Genomic DNA, 20,064 nt, shown 5'->3' with positions numbered 1-20,064 from the left:
CTTACCGCATTGCGGTAAGGGTTTTATATAATGAGATAGCAATTATCTTAGTTGCTTATGCCTCAAAAGGCACTACAGAAACGTAAGATTTATTGTCTCTTTTCTTTTGGAATTTTACAACACCATCCACTTTTGCGTGAAGTGTGTGATCTTTTCCTCCGTACACGTTTTCACCTGGGTGATGCGTGTTACCTCTTTGACGTACGATGATGTTCCCTGCGATTGCAGCCTGTCCTCCAAAAATCTTAACACCTAAGCGTTTCGATTCTGATTCACGACCGTTTTTAGAACTACCAACTCCTTTTTTGTGAGCCATCTTGTTTCGGTTTTATAAGTTATACTTGATGGTATTGCAATTATGCTTTACCACCGTCTAATTCGTCTTGCCATTTTTTAAGCTCATCCCACTTACCATCTGCAGCCATTTGTGCTTGTGCTGGCCAAGTGTCTGTTACGTGGTTTCCACGTACACCTGCGATGATTTCAGAAATCTTAGCAGCGTCAGTTTTTGCAAGTTTTGCAAATGTATCAATACCAGCCTCAACAAGAGTTGATGCGATTTTTGGTCCGATACCTTCCACTTTTTTAAGATCGTCAGCTTTGGCAGCTTTTTTAGGAGCAGCCTTTTTTGCTTCTGCCTTTGGTGCAGCTTCCTTTGCAGGAGCAGCAGCTTTAGGTTCAGCTTTTGCTTCTTTTTTTGGAGCAGCTTTCTTAGCTCCAGAAGTAGCGATACTTTCAATTACGATTTCAGTAAGTGACTGGCGGTGTCCGTTCTTAACACGGTATCCTTTACGTCTCTTCTTTTTGAAAACGATTACTTTGTCACCTTTAAGGTGTCTTAAGACTTTAGCTCCTACTAGAGCTCCGTCTATAGCTGGGGCGCCTAAAGTGATGTTAGACCCGTCTCCTACTAAAAGTACTTTGTCGAAATCGACTTTTTTTCCTTCTTCAGTAGATAGGCGGTTAACAAAGACTTTTTGGTCTTTTGCAACTTTAAATTGCTGCCCTGCTATCTCTACAATTGCGTACATAGCGATTAATTAAATATTGTTATTACACTAATAAAAGCCTAAACCTCTCAGTTTAAGCGGGTGCAAATATACTATTTATCTTGTGATTTACAATCGCTAACTGTGTTTTTTTTGCCTTTAATTAAAACTAAAAAAACCGCCATCTGGCGGTTTTCTTAGTTTTAGTTTTCTCCAAGTGAGGACTATCTAATAACCGGTCCCCTCTCTCGTAATACCTTCTTAGTTCCTTCAGTATTCCAGCTAGGTTTAAAAAGCTGCATAAAACAAAGTGATAAACATATAGCGGTAGAAAACCCTCCTATTGCAACTGTAAATATTACAGAGCCTATACTTGTATTATACGTCTTCTCCCAAGGTCCTATAAGACCGTCTAGAAAATCTGGGTTTATATTACCTGCATATAGTGCAAAGAATGCCGTAAATAATATTGTAGCAATAAATCCAGATACCACTCCATTAGTGAGTCCGTCTGTGTAGCTAAAAGCAGATGCGTTCTTAATCTTTGTGTACTTAATCACCTCATAAATACCAAAACCTACAATCACACCATTAAAGAGCGAGAACATAACATTGGTATGAAGGTCAAATAATGCGAGTACTAAAAAATATGCGATGAGCCCGCCTGCCATTGCGATGGCAAAACGTATGGGCATTGTGAATTTTGACATAATGTTTATCTTTTTTCTTTTAAAGATAAACAAAATATTGAGTAAAAATCATAAGTGACTGTTAAATAACATTTTAACAACCCATTAAAAAACTCCTAACTTACTGAAGATGTCCCATATAACCACTCCCGCACTTACAGAAATGTTAAGAGAATGCTTAGTACCCACCTGCGGAATCTCAAGTACCGTATCACTTAATGACACAATCTCTTGCTGTACTCCCTTTACTTCATTACCAAAAACAACAGCATACTTCTCCCCTTTTAAAGGGGTAAACTTGTCTAGCATTACTGCATCTTCTGCTTGCTCTATAGCACAAAGCTTCACTCCTTGTTCTTTTAATTTTTGAGAAAGCGCGATTGAGTCTTCTACATACTCCCAGGCTACAGCATCTGTTGCTCCTAGTGCTGTTTTTTGAATATCGCGATGCGGCGGTGTAGCAGTGATACCACACAGATATACTTTTTCAACTAGGAAGGCATCTGCCGTACGAAAAACCGAGCCTACATTATTAAGACTACGTATGTTATCTAGCACGATAATAAGTGGCGTTTTTTCTGCCTCCTTAAAATCTGCAACCGTTTTTCTGTTGAGTTCGCTATTCTTAAGCTTTCTATTATTCACGATGATAAAATATCTAGTATGGAGATGTTGTAAAAGATGGTGATTTACGCTTTCGCGAAAGCGTACTTATATTATTTCTGGTTATACCCAAAACGCTTGAGCTGGCGCTCGCTGCTTCTCCAGTTCTTATTTACTTTTACATATAGTTCAAGGTGCACTTGCTTGCCAAAGAATTTTTCTAAATCCTTACGAGCCTCTACTCCCACTCGCTTGAGTGCAGTTCCTTTATGACCTATAATGATACCCTTCTGGCTATCACGCTCTACCATAATCACAGAGCGCATACGTATGATCTCATCCTCTTCAAAAAAGTCTTCTGTATCTATCTCTACTGCATAAGGGATCTCTTTCTTGTAGTGCATCAAGATTTTCTCACGTATGATCTCATTTACAAAAAAGCGCTCAGGCTTATCTGTAAGTTGGTCTTTTGGGTAAAATGCTGGAGACTCTGGTAATAGCTCTATAATTCTATTAAACACTTGTGGCACGCCAAAGTTTTCAAGTGCAGAGATCGCAAACACCTCAGCATTTGGCACTTTTTCTGACCAAAGCTTTAACGCCTCGCCCAGCATCTCTTCGTTACCCTTGTCTATTTTATTAATGAGTAATAAAACGGGGATTTTTGCGCCACGTATTTTATTAAAAAACGCTTCGTCTTTGAGCTCCTTTTCTCCTAGCTCTACTATGTAAAGTAGCACATCTGCATCTTCAAATGCGCTTTTTACAAAATCCATCATAGATGCTTGTAGCTCGTATGCCGGCTTTATAATACCTGGGGTATCGCTCAAAATCATCTGGAAGTCTTCTCCGTTTACAATACCTAGTATACGGTGACGTGTAGTTTGTGCTTTTGAGGTAATAATACTTAGGCGCTCACCTACAAAGGCATTCATAAGCGTACTTTTACCCACATTTGGGTTTCCTATAATATTTACAAATCCGGCTTTGTGCGACATAGTGTTTCTTTTAGGCAAAGATACTTTAAATAGTACGTTTGCCTTTATGGATATAAAGAGTTATTAATTATGTAAATGATGTGTGGTTATGGGAGGTATTACGCCTTCGCGAAAGCGTACTAATTATGACCTAGGTTTTGCAAGCGCCCTGTCATATAACACGATGCTCCCAGCCACAGCGACGTTAAGGCTTAGGGTAGAAGAGAATTTTACAAGAAAGTGAGATCTATCTATCGCCTCACGTGTAAGGCCGTGATCTTCTGCTCCTAGTAAATAAACACAGCGCCTAGGGTGCTCAAAAGTCTCTAGCGATTGTGCACGCTCATCTAGCTCTACACCTACAATGCGAGCTCCTTTAGGTAAGTGGTTAAAAAAGTCATCAAAATTATCATAGTGATAATAAGGCATCGCACTTACAGCATTGTGTGTATCACTAGCTTGCTTTGCATAGCGGTTACCTATGGTAAAAATGAAACTAGCACCTAGGTTTTGAGCAGAACGCCAGAGCACTCCTAAGTTTTCTGGAGTTTTTCCATTCTGGATTCCTATCCCAAAAAACTCATTTGTAAAATTATCTGGCTGCATATATATATGACTATGGTATAAATAAAAAAGAGACCGTCACAAGTGAGGTCTCTTTTATTTTACATACTATCAGGTCTACCCTTCAAGCGTTTTTCAATCTTCTTTTTCTTTTCTGTGAGACGCTTCATTGTATCCATTATTTCAGAATCCTTAGTCTCTTTAAAAATCTCATTCAGTGCAAGAATGAGGCGTTTTGCTTCTCTTGAAGCTGCAACGCGATCACTGGTGGACATATTGCTCATTGAAGCATTCTCAAAAGCCACCGCTTCTTCCATTAATTTCATACAGTATTTCAAATTTTGGCGAATGTAATGTAACTCACCATATTATACAAGATTTACCTATAAATACTTACACTACCCGTATTCAAATTATTGATAATGAAGCACAAAAGGGACGAAAAGTCCTACTTTCTCAGTTAATTAATAGGCTTTTTTATAAAAAGGTAATACCCATTTATTAGCAATATCGCAACATTAGTTACGATTACCGGTATACTTGACAACAATACTCCATACACCACAAAAAATGCACAACCCACTGAGTTTACAATACGTAGTGTACGTATATCTTTAAACAAAAATGACAACAGCACAAATAAACTGGCTAGATAACCGATAATTTCGGTAGGATTAATTTCCATAATACTTGTTTTAGTTTTTTGATACTCTTAAGCTCTCATAATTTTTTCTGTATCAAAAATTATCTTGCGACTTAAGAACAACAATGTTATTGCATAAAAAAAGTCTCAACTTGTGATTGAGACTTTTTACTTAGTAGCGGGAACTGGACTCGAACCAGTGACCTTCGGGTTATGAGCCCGACGAGCTGCCTACTGCTCTATCCCGCGATATATGTTCCAGTAACACGTTTCTTGATTAGGCCATCAATACTGCGTTAGTTGGAGTGCAAATATACAACGGTTTTTGTCATATATAAAAGGAAAATGTAGGATATTTTTTTTAATTATTTGCAACCCTCACATAGACAGGTATATCTGTAACAACATATTTAATTGAGAGTATGTAATACTGTATTTAAATCTCAAATACTACCTTAAGATGTACAAAATAGAAACCAGAAAAGGCTTATTGTTCAATATCAAGAGCCTCAAAACCTACAAGCTCTTGCTCCTCAAAAGTAGTGCGTACTTCTATAGGGTTGCAACACACCTCACAATCTTCTACATAAGTAGTACTTACAGATGGATCTAATAACATAGACACCTCTTCCCAGCAATACGGACATTGAAAAAAATGCTCATACATAACGTAATCTTTTGTTGCGCTTTCGCGAAAGCGTAATTAACCTAGAACTTCACATTAAGCAGTTGCCCTGTGAGCTGCAGCAGTGTTATCTCTGCCAGCTTTGCGGTGTACTTTGCAGCGTTCTTAGTGGTTTGTGCGTTGAGCAAGTTAAGCTGAGCTTGTCTAAACTCTACACTACTCACCTGCCCAAGTTTAAATCGTTCTTGTGATCTATCAAAGTTAGCCTGACTTGTAATTACATTTTGCTCTTGTAGTTCATAAATTTTAAGAGCATTTAGATAATCACCTTTTGCATTTGCTATATCTCTTAGTACTTGCTGCTGCAGCTGTTCTTGAGTATATTTTTGATTTTCTAAAAATATCTTTGCATTTTTTACTCCTATAATAGAGCGGCCTCCGTCAAAGAGATTCCACTGTAGGGTTGCGCCGGTTTGAAAACCTGTAGAGGTGCTTGAGGCAAGAAAATTTGTAGCAGGAAAGTTACCCTCTGTCCAGCCGTAACTGCCAGTAAGACCTATGGTAGGTAAAAGCAAAGATTTAGCTTGTTTAATTTGATAATCACTTATCGTAATATTTTGCTCTGCCTGTAATATAGACACGTTATTTCTTATACCTTCACTTATATAACCTTCTACCTCAAGTGGGTTTACAAAGGTAACTGTAGTATCTGCACTCTTTAAATCTTCTAGCTCTCTCGCGAGCACTACATTAAGATCTCGCTGAGCGTTGCGTAACTGCTGTCTTGTATTGAGAATATTTGTACTATCTGTTACAATATCTACCTGCGCATTGAGCACTTCTAATTTGTTTACTTGGCCATAATCAAATTGATATTGCGCACGTACCTCCCTAGCTTTTGAAATATCTAAAGCGGTTTCTAAAACAGCTAAATTTTCTTCTATACGAGCCACTTCATAATACACAGAGAATAATTGTAGCATTACATTCTCTATAGTCTCCCTTGCCTGTAGCTTTGAGAGGCCATATTGCTCTTTTAATGTTTTATAATTATAATATCTACCTAATCCATCAAACAAGGTATAGTTAAGATTAATAGAAGCATTATATCTTGTGGTCTCTGCACCATCTACAGCTCTAGACGTTGCGTCTTGAAAGGTAGCCTCTTGATCATCTATACTATAATTTACACCTGCATTACCTGTGAGGGATGGCAAGTAGCCACTATTTAAGATACTTTTATTGTTTTCGGCTATGGCGACTTGATTATTTGCGAGTAGTATCCCAAAGTTATTCTCAAGCATTATCTGCACGGCTTCTTCTTTTGTGAGCAATTGTGCTGGAAGGTCTTGTGCATACGCTTTCGCGAAAGCGAAAAACAACACCATAGCAACTATACTTTTTATAAAAGATTGTATCATCTGTTTGCAGTCATTTTAAGTAGTAATGTCTCTAATGTGCGTCTCTGCACTAGGTTGTCTTGATTTGCCCTTATGAACTCAATATCATCTATATGAAAAACGAGTTCTCCTTCTTCTTCTTCAATCCCGAGCTGGCTACTTAGGTAAGTTTGAGCTCCAGGTAGTCCTCCTTTTTTTATAGTTACTTCATCTCCAGATTTAGTAAGCAAAAAGCTATTAAAATCTAAAAAGCGCTCTATGCCTGATAGCATTTTAAAACCAACAAGTCCAGCAGTAATCATTAACACATACATAAACAACTTATCAAGTCCAAACTCGTTATCGCCTGTAAAAATTGCAACGAGTAGCCAGAAAGCTATAAGCCCTACAAGTGACAGTAACACACCTAGTACTATGGATATGATATCCATAATTTTTGCTTTGGAAGTGCGCTTTACTACAATCTCTCCTGTGGTTGTGTTTTCTTCATAATGAAAGCCTAGTTCTTCTAGGTTTTCAAGATTTGCGATGGCCGCTTCTTTTTGTGCAATTTGCTCTTCTAGCTTTTCTGTAGAAACATCAATAGATCTATTTCTAATAGTATCTAGCAAGTTGAGTTTTGCTTCATAAGTGAGCTTGTCGCTATGTTCGAGCACGGCAACAATTTCTCGCGGTGTATGATTTTTATACAAATTCATTTTACGCTATATCTGTTTTAGGCTTAAAGGCAACTTGAAGCTTTTGGTTATCATTCTCGTGCTCTTCTTCCATTTCCTTAACGGCTCTCTCTTGATTTTCTCTAGCTGTCTTTCTTCCCTTCTGTAACATATCTGTAGTGGTCTTTACCCAGTTACTGAATGATAAAAAGATAGGAAGCATTACAAGCGTAAGTACCGTTGCAAAACCTATCCCGTATGCAATAGATATTGCCATTGGGATTAAGAACTGTGCTTGTCTACTCTCTTCAAAAATAAGTGGTGCAAGACCTGCTATAGTCGTAATTGAGGTAAGAAAGATAGCTCTAAATCTAGAACGACCAGCGTCAAAAATAGCATCCTCAAAGGTCATACCTTCCCTTAGGTTAGTATTAAACTTACCTATAAGCACCAAGCCATCATTAACCATAATCCCTATCAAGGCTATAATCCCAAGCATAGATAATATGTTAAGCGGGAAGTCGTGTATCCAGTGCCCCCAGGCTACTGCTGGTAAACTCAATGGTATAAGAAGCAATAACATCAACGGCTGACTATAACTTCTAAAGGTAAATGCAATCACTATATAAATAAGTAATAGCACCGTAAGGCCTACAGGTATAAGCGAGTCTGTAAGTTTACCTGCCTCTCTGTTTTGACCTTCATATGAAGGTGTTACCGTAGGGTACTTAGATAGTATGTCTGGCATCACGTTAGTACGCAAATCTGTCATTACATCTGTTGCACTTGTCTCTTTAGGGTTTTTGAGATCTGCAAGTATTTGTATCTCTCTTCTACCCTCGAGGTGGTTTACTGCTACATCACCACGCTCAATAGTGTAAGATGCTATCTCATTGAGAGGCACCTTTGCTCCAGATGGCGTAGTGATACGCATATCATCTAGATTAGAGATAGATGACCTATTATCCCGATCATAACGAACCCATACTCTTATCTCATCTTGACCTCTCTGAAAGCGCTGTGCTTGTGCCCCAAAGAATCCTGCACGTACCTGTGCCATTACAGTTTGTAAATTGAGCCCTAGTGAGTATGCAGACTCGTTGAGCTCTAATCTAATTTCTTTAATACCCGCAGGGTCGTTATCTGTTATATCTTTCAAAACCGGGTTTGTCTCTAGTGACTTCTTCAGTTCTTCCTTTGCTGCTTTAAGCTCTGCAATATTATTACCTAATAAAGAAACAGCAACTGGGCTTCCTCCAAAGTTACCTCCGCCTCCATACACAAGGCTTTCTTTACCTATAACAGGCCCCACCTTTTCTTGTATCATATTACCTACAACATTTGAGGTCACTTCATTAGGTCGCTCTTCTCCTGGCAATAAATTTATACTTAAAGAGGCTGTAGAGGTACCTGGGCCGATGTTTTTGATAATATTCTCAAACATAGGTCCATCTATCTCATTTTTATACTTTTCAGTTAGCTCTTTATTTGTCTCTACAACCTTTTCTTCTATCATAGAGATAATACTGTCTGTGATAGCTGCATTTGTACCATTAGGCATCTCAAGACTTATTCTCACATTATCACTTGCAACACGCGGGAAAAACGCTCCACGTATAATACCCGCCTCAAAACTCCCAGAAGTGAGTAAAATAAATGCAATAAAAAACGAAAACATCAAGAACTTATAATCAAGTGCAAACCTTAAAACTGGGCTATACACGCGATCACGTAACCAGACCATAATACGATCTCCAAACTCATTAATATAACGCAGTTTTGAGAATAGCTTTGCCATTCCCTTTTTAGGCTTATTGCTTTGTGCTCGCAATGCCTTAGAATGTGCAAGGTGAGCTGGCAGTATAATGAGGGCTTCTACAAGAGAAACAAGCAGCGTAAGCATTACTATAACCGAAACCTCTCCGAAAAATTCACCTATTCTTCCATCTAAAAATAAGAAAATACCAAAAGCCAGAATCGTGGTAGTTATTGCCGAAAGTATAGGAGGCAACACTTCCATTGTACCGTCTACGGCAGCTTGTATAGGGGTTTTACCACGTTCATAATGTTGATAGATATTTTCTGCTATGACAATACCGTCATCTACCAGAATACCTATCACGATAATCATCCCAAATAATGATAATACATTAATTGTCACGTTAAAATAACCTGCAAGCATAAACATCCCTAAGAATGCTACAGGAAGTCCAAAAGCTACCCAGAATGCCAGTCGTGTATTTAAAAATACTGATAGGAACAATAGCACCAAGAGCATCCCTACAACGGCATTTTCTGTAAGGAGTGCAGTACGTTGTACAAGCGTTATAGATAAGTCACTTACAACAGCCAGTTGTACATTATTATACTTTGCATTAAAGTCTTCTATATACACTTTTGCCTTTTCTGCGGCGCCTATAAGATCTTCTGTATTTGTAGATGTTATAGTCACATTTACAGCAAGATTTCCATTAAAGTAATTTGCATTAGGTGTTTCAGAAAAACGATCTCTTACCTCTGCCACGTCTTTAAGGCGTATCGTTTGCCCGCTTGCGTCTGATCGTACTATTACATTAGACAACTCATCCCCGTAGTAAGCTCTATTATTTGCACGTATAAGATACTCTTCGGCTTCCGTTTTTATGGATCCGCCTGTAGTGAGAATATTAGATGTGCTTACCGCCTGAGATACATCTGCAAAAGATAAATCGTAAGCAAGTAAACTGTTTTCATTTACAGCTATCTCAATCTCTTCTTCAGGATATCCAGATATTGCTATTTGAGAAATACCATCTATACCCCTCAGGTCATTTTCTACCTGTCGCCCTATTTGTTTTAAAGTCTCAAGCGATACGTTTTCTCCGCTTATAGAAAAAGATATAGTTTGCCTTATAGCCTCAACTTTTGCTACCACTAGAGGCTCCATACCAGAAGGAAATGAAGGTACACGGTCTACAGCGTTCTTTACTTCAAGAAGCATAAAATCAATATCCTTCCCTTTTTCTATCTCTACATTTATAGTTCCGCTATTTTCTCGTGAAGTAGATGTTACACGCTCAACACCATCTAATCCTTTGAGGTTATCTTCTATTTTAAGTACAATACCTTCTTCTACCTCTTGTGGAGATGCACCTGGGTAGGCAACACTTATATTAATATTTTTTGAATCTACTAGTGGAAAGAATGAAGAGTTAAGTGACAAGGCACCATAAATACCAAACACCACAAACATTAACACGATAACATTTACAGCTACGTGATACTTAATAAAATATTCAATGACTTTACGCATCTTACTCTGCTTCTTCTTGTGATGATTCCTTTTCTGAATAGATCTTTACAAGCATACCTGCATATGCCCCAGGTACTGGCTTGCTTACTATCTTTGTACCTTCAGGTATACCCTGTACAACTACTTCCTTATCAGAAAAATAAACAGGGTTTACCTCTATCACATCTAGAATAGAATCACGCACCATAAAAAGTTCATTATTTGGCTGTAGTAATCCTCTTGGTAGGGATATTGCCTCCTGCTCTTCTTTTGCTTGTAGCAATGCCTCTAAGTAAACACCTTCTCTAAGACCTTCCCCTTTTACCTCGATGTAGGCATTTATAGTTTGTGAGGCTTGATTTATATTACCATTAACTCGAGTTACCTTACCAGTATACGTTTGCTTACCGTCTATAGTAGATAGTGTCACCTCATTATTTACTTGTAATAAATCTGCATAGTTTTTACTTATAGCAACTTCTAGTTCATATAAGCTTGTATCTATAAACTCGCCTAGCTTTTGTCCAGATCGTACTAGCGTTCCTTCTGTAACTAGAGCTTCTGTAAGAACTCCTGTAAATGGAGCGGTTATTCTGTATTTACCTAGACGTTGCTCTAAGTTTTTTACGTTATAATAAGCCGTTTGTATATTTCTTCCGGAAATGAAATAGCCTTCTTTTTCTGATGTGACTTCTGGTAAAGGTGGAGTTGCCTTGCTTACGTCAAAGTTATTAAGATAAGCCTGCCATTTTGGGTAGGCTTCTGGATAGTCAAGACGTAAATCTGGCATTATAGAAGTAATCTGGTCATACAGTGCACTTTTTTGTGACTGTACACTTGCGTAATACTCAGAGCTATTAAGACTAAGTAATGTTTGTCCTTTTCTATACTCTTGCCCTGGCTTAAAGAGTTTACTTCCTTTTTGAAGTACGCCCTGTACTTCAGAAAATATTTCTAACCTTCTTTGAGCAACGAGATTACCGTTTGCAGAAATCTCAATAGGTACAACCCCATTTACAGCATCTTCTACAAAAACGGTTTTAATTACTTTTTTAGGCTTAGGCCTTGTACGTTGATTATTTGCTACAATAGCTTCTGAAGCAAAAAAAGCTCCAATTATGAGTAGGACTCCTAACAGAGAGAGGATGATTTTACGCATCTATTTTATTTTGGTTGTTTTGATGGCTTGAGTACCAGTAGTGCAAATCTAAGTATGAAGCCATAGCGCTGCTGTTAACGATGTCTTAAATTAAAAGCAAGAACGTGCGGTATTACTTACAAAACAACCTATTGCATATGTTAAAAAAAAAAACAGCTTGTATAGCTGGTTTCTTAATTATTATTGAATCGTATTACGCTTTCGCGAAAGCGCAAAAATACTAGTTTAACGCATCGAGTTCTTCTGTGATTTTCTCCCAGTCTTCCATAAAGCCGTCTAGCTTCTTTTTCTTGCCATTGTAGTTATCAAAAAACGCTGGATCTGCAACCGTCTCATCATAATTAGTCGCAAGAGCAACGTCTAGCTCCTTGATCTCGCGTTCTATTTTATTAATATTAGACTCTACTTTACTGAGTCTATTATTAAGAGATTTGAGCTTTTTTTGATCTTCGTAAGACTTCTTTGTGCTCTTTACGCGCGCCTCTTTTTTTACAACATCACGCTTTTCTACCTCTCTCAAGTTTGCTACTTCTCGCTGCTCTAGATAATAATCTATGTCTCCTAGATACTCTCTTATGCGATGATCCTTAAACTCATAAACTCTATCTGTAAGACCTTGTAAAAAATCACGGTCGTGAGATACGACTATAAGCGTCCCTTCAAACTGCTTGAGACTATCTTTAAGTACATTTTTTGACTTAATGTCTAGGTGGTTTGTAGGCTCATCCATCACAAGCACGTTAAAAGGTTGCAGCATAAGTTTAGCAAGTGCGAGCCTGTTGCGCTCACCTCCAGAGAGTACACGCACATACTTATCTACCTCCTCTCCCCTAAAGAGAAAAGAGCCTAATATATCTCGCACTCGTGGTCTTGTTTTCTCATCTGCAGCATCTATCATCGTGTCTTCTACAGTTTTTGATCCGTCAAGATATTCGGCTTGATTTTGAGCAAAGTACCCTATCTGTACATTATGACCTAGCTTAACCCTCCCTTGGTGCTCGAGCTCGCCTACTATAATTTTTGCCAGCGTAGATTTACCTTGGCCATTTTGCCCTACAAAGGCAGTCTTAGTATCACGCTCTACAAGCAAGTCTATACCTTGTAAAACGTTTTTATCTCCATAGCTTTTTGCAACCTCCTCTGCCTCTACCACAACCTTACCAGGCGTTACAGATACAGGAAATTTAAGCGTCATCACACTATTATCATCTTCATCTACCTCAATGCGATCTATCTTATCTAACTTTTTTATGAGCGACTGCGCCATTGTGGCCTTAGAAGCTTTTGCTCTAAACTTCTCAATAAGCTTTTCTGTCTGCTCAATTTGCTTCTGCTGGTTTTTTTGTGAAGCCAGTTGCTGCTCTCTTATTTCCGAACGAAGCACAAGGTACTGTGTATAAGGCTTTGGGTAATCATAAATGCGACCTAGCGAAATCTCTATAGTACGGTTAGTCACATTATCTAGAAACATCTTATCGTGAGATACAATCACTACAGCCCCAGTATACCCTCGCAAGAAACTCTCAAGCCATATAATAGACTCTATATCTAAGTGATTTGTAGGCTCATCTAGCAGGAGTATATCGTGATTTTGTAGTAAAAGCTTAGCTAGCTCAATACGCATACGCCACCCTCCAGAAAAGGTATCTGTAAGCTTATCAAAATCCTCACGCTTAAAACCTAGACCCTGCAATATGCGCTCTGTCTCACCTTTATAGCTATAACCGCCGTGTACCTCATACTGGTGTTGCACGTCGTTTATATCTATCATAAGCTGGTTATAGCTCTCACTCTCGTAGTCTGTGCGTGTCGCTAGTTGCTCATTGATATGAGCCAGTTGACTCTCAAGTTTTTTAATTTCCTTAAAAGCCTCATAAGACTCCTCAAGCACCGTGCGACCTTCTATAAAATCTATATCTTGCTTTAAGAAACCTATACTTATCTCCTTCTCTATTGCTATAGATCCCGTATCATATTGCTGCTCGCCAGAAATGATACGTAGCATTGTAGACTTACCAGCACCGTTTTTACCCACAAGCCCTACTCGATCACCATTATTAAGTCTAAAGGTGATTTCTTCAAACAAATATTCGCCTTGAAAAGAGACAGAAAGGTTGTGAATATTAAGCATACGATATTAAGTAAAAGTTATAATTTGAAATCGGCGTGGTGGTGCAAAGATGCTTAAATTTGTACTTATAAACTAAGGAGATTATGGGAATTCTAAAAGGCACAAAACTCAACAGCATTCTTACTGGTAAATGCCCAGTTTGCCAGAACGAGTCTATGTACAAAAACTCAAATCCTTATATTTTATCTGAGACGCTCAAAATGCACGAGCGTTGCTCTCACTGCGGTACAAAATACAAGATAGAACCTTCTTTCTTTTATGGCGCTATGTATGTGAGTTATCCCGTAGGCATAGCATTTGCCACAGCGGCTTTTGTAATTACCTATTTCTTTTTTGAAGCTACGCTAGTAAATACATTTATCGCCATAGTAGGCACAATGGTCGTTTTTATGCCGGTTATTATGCGACTAGCACGCAACATATGGATCAATTTCTTTATGAAATATGACCCGAGTAAAGATCAACTGGTGAGCAAGTAAGATTACGCTTTCACGAAAGCGTACTAAAACCACATTCCTTACTGCTTAAATCTCCAGCTTTTTTGGAAATCTCATTATATCGACCTCCCCTGGAAGTGGAATATTTTTTTCTATAAACTCAAATAGATAGTGCGCCAGCAGAGGGCTCGCCATTATCCCGCGCGTACCTAAGCCATTGAGCACAGCAAGCTGTTTATATGCTGGATGCACTCCTAAAAGTGGCCTTCTATCTCCCGTAGTAGGGCGTATACCTGCCTCTTGATCTACCACGTCATATGGTGTATTTACTAAAGCAGCAAACTTAGACTCTAACTCCTCGCAGGCTATCTGTGTGCTCTCCCAGTCCTTATCTGTCCAGTTATAAGTTGCTCCTACCTTGTATAAATCCTCACCGAGGGGAACAATAAAAAAAGAGGTTTTGATGGCGGCAGTAAGCTTTAATTTTGGCGCTTTTATAATGATGTATTCTCCCTTGTTACCCACAAGTGGTAATCTGTTAAAATAAGGATTTTGCTTGATGCCATATCCTTCGGCAAAGACTATGTGGGTCGCTTCATAACCTTGATACTGTACTCCGGCATCTGTAAGTGTGAGCTGTGCGTAGTTGAATTCCGCTTTCGCGAAAGCGGACATCCCCTCAAGATAATTTTCATAAGCGCGCTGTAAGGCCTTTATGTCTACCCGACCGGTCTCTAGTACTTCGCCATAATCATAAGGTGCTTGTATATCCTTATTTTCGTTTTTTACGAGTGGTGTTTTTACAAAACGCTCGAGCCCCTGCTTATCACTAGCAGCAAACCAATTATTTTGATCTTCTATAGAGTGAAACACCTTCCTCACGGGCATAGAGTACATAAACTGAGTATCTAGCTTTTCCTCAAGTTTTTTAAAATACGGAATCGCTAGGTCAAACTGCGATACAGCTTTCCAAGGGAGGGAGTATCGTTTTAAAATTACAGGATTATAAAGACCGGCAGCTACCCTACTAGCACCTTCTACTCCCTTATCAAACACCATAAAAGTCTTACCTGCAGCTAGACATTGCTCACAAAAAGCAATACCAGCAAGACCTAAACCTACTATTATATAATCTACTTTACTCACAAAACAAAAATAAGGCAATAGCCGGTTTAAATAGTGATGTTATCTTTAATACATAAAAAAAGCCATCAAAACATTGTTCTGATGGCTTTTATATATTCTAATAGAACTCCCTTAATAATTCCAAAGGTCTTGCTCTATGTTGCGTATATTTTCTTTTATACGATTAGACTCAAGTAACTGCATCATAGCATTGTCACTTATGTACTCCTTAACCTTGCGGTCTCCTTGCACATTATCTTCTTGATAAATTGTGGCGTTAAAGCGCCTACTGTTAAGAAGATGATCAAATGAAATAGGTAAAGATGTGTTTTTACGGTTAAAAGCTTTTGCATTATGAAGCACTTCTCTCGCACCTGGGAACCATACCCAGAAAAGCTCGATATCTGCCGCACTTGCATCATCTAAAAAGTTTACATCGCCAGACACTGGAGCAATACCTAACAGACGGTACTTTAACTCACCTTGACGCTTATCTATATACCAGTACCCTCGTACGTGATATGCGTTAATGTCATAAGATGTAATCTCTGTACGCTCAATGTTATAATCTGAAATAGGCTCTCCTGCGTTAAACTGATCGTACCCCTCATCTGAAGTATCGATCTTTACCATTGCAGCAGAAAGGTCTTCTAACTGTATCTTTTCTGTAAAATATGAATCTCTATAGATAGCGTCTATCTTACCATTTTTAATATTCTTTACAAGAACATCAAAAAGTGAACGACGATCTGACCCCATATTTACCGTATCAATAGGGTAATATAGAGGAAAGTTAACGCGCTCATCAAGATCAATAACTTCCCACGTATTTTTTGCCCATAGTACATCACGTTTTTCAACGTAACCGTATGGTAATGGTTTGTCATTATCTTTTGCTTTTTGCTCTTCGGTTACTTCAAACATCTCGTCTGGCGTTTTTGCGTTAAGGATGTTACCTTGTGCAAACGCTGGTACAGTCATTAAAAGACCTAGTGCAACAAAAATTAAACGTTTAAGACTCATAATTTACTTTATTTTAGTTTGATAGCTCAATAATGATAGGAGACACGGTCTTCAATCTTATAGAGTTACCTGGTATACTTGCTTTAATATCAAATATCTGTACTGACGAACCTCTTTTTGCTCTTTTAAGTGCAGACTTCGCCGCTGCATTAAGTCTATTACCTTGTACAGCTACCGTGGCCTGATCACCTGCTCTAAACTTAAAGCTATTAACTTTAAGATTTAAGTCAAAATCAAAGTCTGGCAAAACAGCATTAATAGGAGCTGCAGATACTGTGTTACGAGGTTTCTTAAGGTTACCACCGTCATCTCCTCCTAAAGCTCCTACTGGACGTGGGATATCTTTAATACGGAAAACAGCTTTGTCAGAAACTGTACCACCGCCGTCTGGCAGCTTTGCAGTCACATTAATTGTCACCTCTCTACCTTGAGAAGGTTTCATATTGTACTTGCTTCCTGATCTTTTAGAAAGACCTGCTCCAGATGCTGTAACAGCATTATCTGCCACACCAGCAAATGATATGGTCATAGGGTTATCTACACCACGGTATACAACATTCATCTTATCTGCAGCGATAGTTGCAGAGTTAGGTTTGTTTATTGTTGTGAATTTTTTATCTACTGGAACGCGAATTTCCTCTCCATTTTGCAAATAAACAAGATCTCCAGTGATACTGTGATCTCCAACACCACCAGTATTCACTCCCAAGACAATCTTACCACCATCCATAGATATTTTATCAGAAGGGATAGCTCTACCGTCCAACTTTAACTCCATTTTTTCAGGGGCTGTTGAACCATCGATTCGACCTAAAGACAAAACACCATCAAATGTTGATCCCGTGTAATAAGCACCTTTTGAGGTAGTCATAACAGTCTCATAGTTGTTAATCTTAGTTAACTCTTCAAGATTACCAGAAAGTAATTTTGAAAGTAACTCATTCTCAACAACCTTAATATCATTTTGTAATTGCGACATCTTAGTTAATGAAGAAACTGAAGGGAAACCTACAAAATTATATGATATATAATCTTTCTTTACTCCTTCTCCATCTACAATATCACTCGTACTAAAATCTTCATTGATTTGAGCAACTAGCGCTTTATTGTCACCTGCAAGCTTTACCATACCGTCACGGTACTTTGCCATCTCATCAAGAAAAGTTTGCCCTTCTGGTGTGATTTTTCCTCCTTTATAAAAGCGTTCATCTAGAAAGTTAGACTTATCCATCGCTTCATAATCTGTCTTATCTTCTACTTCTGCAAGTAGCGCATCTTTCTCTGAAGCTAGATAAGCAAAGTATGCATCTCCCAATTGTTTTGCAGATTTAGCTGTTACAGCTGCCTCTTTAAACTTGTCGTTATCATTTGCCTTATTAGTAAGACTGGCTAATGCCTCATTATTCTTAGCAATAAAAGTTGCGTTAGAACGATCAAACTTTTCATTTATCGACCCAAAAGCCGATAGTACCTCCTTAGACATATTAAGTGCTAGCATTGCTATAAACACTAGATACATCAGGTTAATCATCTTCTGCCTTGGGCTTTGTTTTCCTCCTGCCATTGTTTTTAATTTTAGCTGTTAGTTAGTTAATTGTAAAAACAACTAGAATTAGTTTTTATTCATAGCAGAAAGCATTCCTCCATAAACACCATTCAGTGAAGAAAGGTTTGTTGCAAGACTTTCCATTTGCTCTTTAAGTTTCCCTGCATTTGCAGTTACTTGCTCATTGATTTCTGCCTGACGGCTAGAAGACTCAACCTGCACCTTATAAAGGCTATTTAAAGATTCCATTTGAGCAGCAGCTAGTGCCATCTCTTCAGAGTATTTTTTTGTAGAGGCCATTGCATCTGTTGTAGGAGCAATTCCTTTTGCTGCACCTTCAAAATTACGAATGCTATTTCCTAAGCTGCTCATCAACTCACCGTCAATTTTTGCCTCTTTAAGCATATCGTCTAGTTTTTTAGATAATTGTACTTCTGCATCTACAGGAGCTGCAGCTTTTTTCTTAGATCCACCTGCTCCGCCAGCTAGTTCTGGATATACTAGCGCCCAATCAAGTTCGTCATCTACTGGTTCAAATGCAGAAATTGCGAATACTATTGCCTCTGTAACAAGACCTACAATAAGCATCTCGTTTCCAAAACGCCAGTGCATAATTTTAAATAAAGCACCAATAATTACAACTGCTGCTCCTAGTCCGTAGACCATATTCATTAATTTCTTTCCAGTTTTAGATTTTGCCATGACTAATAAAATTTTTTAGTTTAGTTAAGTTAATTTAGTTAAGTAATTGAATAATATAATTTGGGTAAATAATATTAGTTATTTCTTCGGTTTTCTAAGGTTGATTTTCTCATCAATTCCCATAAAATCCTGTACGGTTCTAAAACCGATATAACTACGTGCAGAGTCTTGATACTCATAATCACGTGAGCTTACCTGTAAGAAGTAAGCAACGTCTTTCCAAGAACCACCACGTATAACTTTACGACGGTTATCCTTATCGTTTACGTTAGGGTTAATGGTAGACATATATTCATAAGAAGCTGGATCATAAGAAGAAGCCACCCACTCAGACACGTTACCTGCCATATTGTACAGGTTATAGTCGTTAGGTTCGTAAGCATCTGCTTCTACAGTATATAGTGCTTGGTCTGCACCATAATCTCCTCTTAAAGGTTTAAAGTTTGCTAAGAAGCATCCTCTATCATTTTTTGCATATGGTCCACCCCAAGGGTAATCACCACTTTCCAGTCCGCCACGAGCAGCATACTCCCACTCTGCTTCACCAGGAAGTCTAAAACGATTTACAAATTGTCTCTTTTTTGATTTTTGATAAGAGTTCTTATACATTGTTCTCCACTCACAAAATGCTTTTGCTTGCATCCAGGTAACACCTACTACAGGGTACTCTCCATAAGCATCGTGCCAGAAGTAATCATTATGCATAGGCTCGTTATAAGAGTATGCAAAATCCTTAATCCATACAGTCGTATCTGGGTAAACCGGAACCACCTCTGTCTTAATATGATCTTTACGACGACCACCGTTCTTCTTTGCAGCAGCTTGTATATCTAAGTATGTGTAACGAAAGTTAAGTTTATCTACGTCTATCGTGCGCTGTCCATTATAAGCCTCTTCTAGTGGGATATACATTGTATCCATCACCTCAGCATAGTACTCGTCTGGATACTCTGCAGTATCCCAAATGATATCGATATCCTTATTAAGTTTACGACCTTCAAAGCCAGTCTCGCCTAACCCATAATAGTTATCGTACATATATTGCTCGTATGGAGTCATATTTTCTGGATCTGCATCACTAAATGCAAAATCACCTATACTGGCTCCATCACCAGACCCTGGGGTTTCCCCAAGCTCATCTGCCAGTATAGCAAGTTTTGTACGTACAGTAGAATCTTTAACCCACTCTACAAACTGCCTATATTCGGCGTTTGTGATTTCTGTTTCATCCATATAAAAAGAACGAACAGTAACAGTTTTAGTAGGAGCATCATTTACCGCAGCAAAGTCATCATCACTTTTACCCATTATATATGCCCCTCCAGAAACGAGAGTCATACCAAATGGTTTTTCGGGATTCCATCGCTTGCCTTTGGCACCAACGAGCTCTCCACGATCGCCTTTGCCACAACTAGACAGCAAAGCTACTATCGCAATAAATGCAATATACTTTTTCATAGGATATTAGGTTAAGTATTCTAAGTTAAGGGCGTAAACCTATTTATTTTATTTGAAATAAACAAT

20 protein-coding genes and 1 tRNA gene are annotated in these 20,064 nt (G+C 38.4%); 1 reads left to right on the top strand and 20 read right to left on the bottom strand.

Features of this window, described 5'->3' with window-relative positions; translation table 11 throughout:
* Positions 1-55: 55 nt before the first annotated feature.
* From rpmA to ACFO5T_RS04065, 15 genes are all read right to left on the bottom strand, one after another.
* Positions 56-316 carry a 50S ribosomal protein L27 gene (rpmA, locus tag ACFO5T_RS04135; protein WP_021778263.1) on the bottom strand — a complete coding sequence of 87 codons (261 nt, stop codon included), beginning with the start codon at positions 314-316 and terminating at the stop codon, positions 56-58.
* A 40-nt stretch (positions 317-356) separates the two neighbouring features.
* Positions 357-1,031, bottom strand: a complete 675-nt coding sequence (gene rplU / locus ACFO5T_RS04130) for a 50S ribosomal protein L21 (protein WP_021778262.1) — start codon at positions 1,029-1,031, stop codon at positions 357-359.
* 182 nt (positions 1,032-1,213) lie between these two features.
* Positions 1,214-1,699 carry a DUF4199 domain-containing protein gene (locus tag ACFO5T_RS04125; RefSeq protein WP_380032292.1) on the bottom strand — a complete coding sequence of 162 codons (486 nt, stop codon included), beginning with the start codon at positions 1,697-1,699 and terminating at the stop codon, positions 1,214-1,216.
* An 84-nt stretch (positions 1,700-1,783) separates the two neighbouring features.
* The gene (locus ACFO5T_RS04120) at positions 1,784-2,323 is read right to left on the bottom strand and encodes an RNA methyltransferase (protein WP_380032290.1); all 540 of its coding nucleotides are present in this window, start codon (positions 2,321-2,323) and stop codon (positions 1,784-1,786) included.
* 71 nt (positions 2,324-2,394) lie between these two features.
* A complete protein-coding gene (era, locus tag ACFO5T_RS04115; protein WP_021778259.1) occupies positions 2,395-3,279 on the bottom strand; it encodes a GTPase Era in 885 nt (294 codons plus the stop codon).
* A 123-nt stretch (positions 3,280-3,402) separates the two neighbouring features.
* A complete protein-coding gene (locus ACFO5T_RS04110) occupies positions 3,403-3,864 on the bottom strand; it encodes an RNA methyltransferase (RefSeq protein ID WP_380032288.1) in 462 nt (153 codons plus the stop codon).
* Positions 3,865-3,923: 59 nt separating this feature from the next.
* Positions 3,924-4,148 (bottom strand): hypothetical protein, encoded by a 225-nt coding sequence (locus ACFO5T_RS04105; protein WP_298347634.1) that lies wholly within the window; start codon positions 4,146-4,148, stop codon positions 3,924-3,926.
* Positions 4,149-4,282: 134 nt separating this feature from the next.
* On the bottom strand, positions 4,283-4,507 hold the full coding sequence (locus tag ACFO5T_RS04100) for a uroporphyrinogen decarboxylase (protein ID WP_375253176.1): 225 nt from the start codon (positions 4,505-4,507) through the stop codon (positions 4,283-4,285).
* Positions 4,508-4,641: 134 nt separating this feature from the next.
* Positions 4,642-4,714: transfer RNA gene (locus tag ACFO5T_RS04095), tRNA-Met, on the bottom strand.
* A gap of 238 nt (positions 4,715-4,952) precedes the next feature.
* Positions 4,953-5,132 (bottom strand): zinc ribbon domain-containing protein, encoded by a 180-nt coding sequence (locus ACFO5T_RS04090; protein ID WP_038597300.1) that lies wholly within the window; start codon positions 5,130-5,132, stop codon positions 4,953-4,955.
* A gap of 41 nt (positions 5,133-5,173) precedes the next feature.
* A complete protein-coding gene (locus ACFO5T_RS04085) occupies positions 5,174-6,511 on the bottom strand; it encodes a TolC family protein (RefSeq protein ID WP_380032285.1) in 1,338 nt (445 codons plus the stop codon).
* On the bottom strand, positions 6,508-7,188 hold the full coding sequence (locus ACFO5T_RS04080) for a hypothetical protein (protein ID WP_380032283.1): 681 nt from the start codon (positions 7,186-7,188) through the stop codon (positions 6,508-6,510). The genes ACFO5T_RS04085 and ACFO5T_RS04080 overlap by 4 nt, the downstream gene beginning before the upstream one ends.
* A 1-nt stretch (position 7,189) precedes the next feature.
* Positions 7,190-10,438 carry an efflux RND transporter permease subunit gene (locus ACFO5T_RS04075; RefSeq protein ID WP_380032281.1) on the bottom strand — a complete coding sequence of 1,083 codons (3,249 nt, stop codon included), beginning with the start codon at positions 10,436-10,438 and terminating at the stop codon, positions 7,190-7,192.
* Position 10,439: 1 nt separating this feature from the next.
* Complete coding sequence (locus tag ACFO5T_RS04070; RefSeq protein ID WP_380032279.1) at positions 10,440-11,576, bottom strand: efflux RND transporter periplasmic adaptor subunit; 1,137 nt, start codon at positions 11,574-11,576, stop codon at positions 10,440-10,442.
* A gap of 220 nt (positions 11,577-11,796) precedes the next feature.
* Entirely contained in the window at positions 11,797-13,707 is a 1,911-nt protein-coding gene (locus ACFO5T_RS04065; RefSeq protein WP_380032277.1) for an ABC-F family ATP-binding cassette domain-containing protein, read from the bottom strand.
* Between the two features lie 83 nt (positions 13,708-13,790).
* On the opposite strand from ACFO5T_RS04065, the gene ACFO5T_RS04060 reads away from it, so the two are divergent.
* The gene (locus tag ACFO5T_RS04060) at positions 13,791-14,186 is read left to right on the top strand and encodes a DUF983 domain-containing protein (protein ID WP_035325395.1); all 396 of its coding nucleotides are present in this window, start codon (positions 13,791-13,793) and stop codon (positions 14,184-14,186) included.
* A 45-nt stretch (positions 14,187-14,231) separates the two neighbouring features.
* Here ACFO5T_RS04060 and ACFO5T_RS04055 read toward each other — a convergent pair whose 3' ends face one another.
* From ACFO5T_RS04055 to porK, 5 genes are all read right to left on the bottom strand, one after another.
* The gene (locus ACFO5T_RS04055; RefSeq protein ID WP_380032275.1) at positions 14,232-15,290 is read right to left on the bottom strand and encodes an NAD(P)/FAD-dependent oxidoreductase; all 1,059 of its coding nucleotides are present in this window, start codon (positions 15,288-15,290) and stop codon (positions 14,232-14,234) included.
* A gap of 111 nt (positions 15,291-15,401) precedes the next feature.
* Positions 15,402-16,292, bottom strand: coding sequence for a type IX secretion system ring subunit PorN/GldN (gene porN, locus ACFO5T_RS04050; RefSeq protein WP_021778249.1), 891 nt, complete (start codon positions 16,290-16,292; stop codon positions 15,402-15,404).
* A gap of 13 nt (positions 16,293-16,305) precedes the next feature.
* Positions 16,306-17,856, bottom strand: a complete 1,551-nt coding sequence (gene porM, locus ACFO5T_RS04045) for a type IX secretion system motor protein PorM/GldM (protein ID WP_380032273.1) — start codon at positions 17,854-17,856, stop codon at positions 16,306-16,308.
* A gap of 48 nt (positions 17,857-17,904) precedes the next feature.
* Positions 17,905-18,540, bottom strand: a complete 636-nt coding sequence (porL, locus tag ACFO5T_RS04040) for a type IX secretion system motor protein PorL/GldL (RefSeq protein WP_380032271.1) — start codon at positions 18,538-18,540, stop codon at positions 17,905-17,907.
* 78 nt (positions 18,541-18,618) lie between these two features.
* Positions 18,619-19,998: a T9SS ring complex lipoprotein PorK/GldK gene (gene porK, locus ACFO5T_RS04035; RefSeq protein ID WP_380032269.1), complete on the bottom strand. Its 1,380-nt coding sequence runs from the start codon at positions 19,996-19,998 to the stop codon at positions 18,619-18,621.
* Positions 19,999-20,064 lie beyond the last annotated feature (66 nt).

The organism is Dokdonia genika (genome assembly GCF_042652845.1).
GTDB classification, from domain to species: Bacteria; Bacteroidota; Bacteroidia; order Flavobacteriales; family Flavobacteriaceae; genus Dokdonia; species Dokdonia donghaensis.
The sequence above is the reverse complement of the archived record's forward strand: the minus strand, read 5'-3'. Positions and strand labels throughout refer to the sequence as shown.

Bases quoted from the DNA above. Each gene is read 5' to 3' on its own strand.
- porL (WP_380032271.1), bottom strand. From the start codon at position 18,540: ATGGCAAAATCTAAAACTGGAAAGAAATTAATGAATATGGTCTACGGA.
- ACFO5T_RS04110 (WP_380032288.1), bottom strand. From the start codon at position 3,864: ATGCAGCCAGATAATTTTACAAATGAGTTTTTTGGGATAGGAATCCAG.
- ACFO5T_RS04090 (WP_038597300.1), bottom strand. From the start codon at position 5,132: ATGTATGAGCATTTTTTTCAATGTCCGTATTGCTGGGAAGAGGTGTCT.
- porM (WP_380032273.1), bottom strand. From the start codon at position 17,856: ATGGCAGGAGGAAAACAAAGCCCAAGGCAGAAGATGATTAACCTGATG.
- ACFO5T_RS04105 (WP_298347634.1), bottom strand. From the start codon at position 4,148: ATGAAATTAATGGAAGAAGCGGTGGCTTTTGAGAATGCTTCAATGAGC.
- rplU (WP_021778262.1), bottom strand. From the start codon at position 1,031: ATGTACGCAATTGTAGAGATAGCAGGGCAGCAATTTAAAGTTGCAAAA.
- porK (WP_380032269.1), bottom strand. From the start codon at position 19,998: ATGAAAAAGTATATTGCATTTATTGCGATAGTAGCTTTGCTGTCTAGT.
- ACFO5T_RS04080 (WP_380032283.1), bottom strand. From the start codon at position 7,188: ATGAATTTGTATAAAAATCATACACCGCGAGAAATTGTTGCCGTGCTC.
- porN (WP_021778249.1), bottom strand. From the start codon at position 16,292: ATGAGTCTTAAACGTTTAATTTTTGTTGCACTAGGTCTTTTAATGACT.
- ACFO5T_RS04070 (WP_380032279.1), bottom strand. From the start codon at position 11,576: ATGCGTAAAATCATCCTCTCTCTGTTAGGAGTCCTACTCATAATTGGA.
- ACFO5T_RS04100 (WP_375253176.1), bottom strand. From the start codon at position 4,507: ATGGAAATTAATCCTACCGAAATTATCGGTTATCTAGCCAGTTTATTT.
- ACFO5T_RS04125 (WP_380032292.1), bottom strand. From the start codon at position 1,699: ATGTCAAAATTCACAATGCCCATACGTTTTGCCATCGCAATGGCAGGC.
- ACFO5T_RS04060 (WP_035325395.1), top strand. From the start codon at position 13,791: ATGGGAATTCTAAAAGGCACAAAACTCAACAGCATTCTTACTGGTAAA.
- ACFO5T_RS04075 (WP_380032281.1), bottom strand. From the start codon at position 10,438: ATGCGTAAAGTCATTGAATATTTTATTAAGTATCACGTAGCTGTAAAT.
- era (WP_021778259.1), bottom strand. From the start codon at position 3,279: ATGTCGCACAAAGCCGGATTTGTAAATATTATAGGAAACCCAAATGTG.
- ACFO5T_RS04065 (WP_380032277.1), bottom strand. From the start codon at position 13,707: ATGCTTAATATTCACAACCTTTCTGTCTCTTTTCAAGGCGAATATTTG.
- rpmA (WP_021778263.1), bottom strand. From the start codon at position 316: ATGGCTCACAAAAAAGGAGTTGGTAGTTCTAAAAACGGTCGTGAATCA.
- ACFO5T_RS04085 (WP_380032285.1), bottom strand. From the start codon at position 6,511: ATGATACAATCTTTTATAAAAAGTATAGTTGCTATGGTGTTGTTTTTC.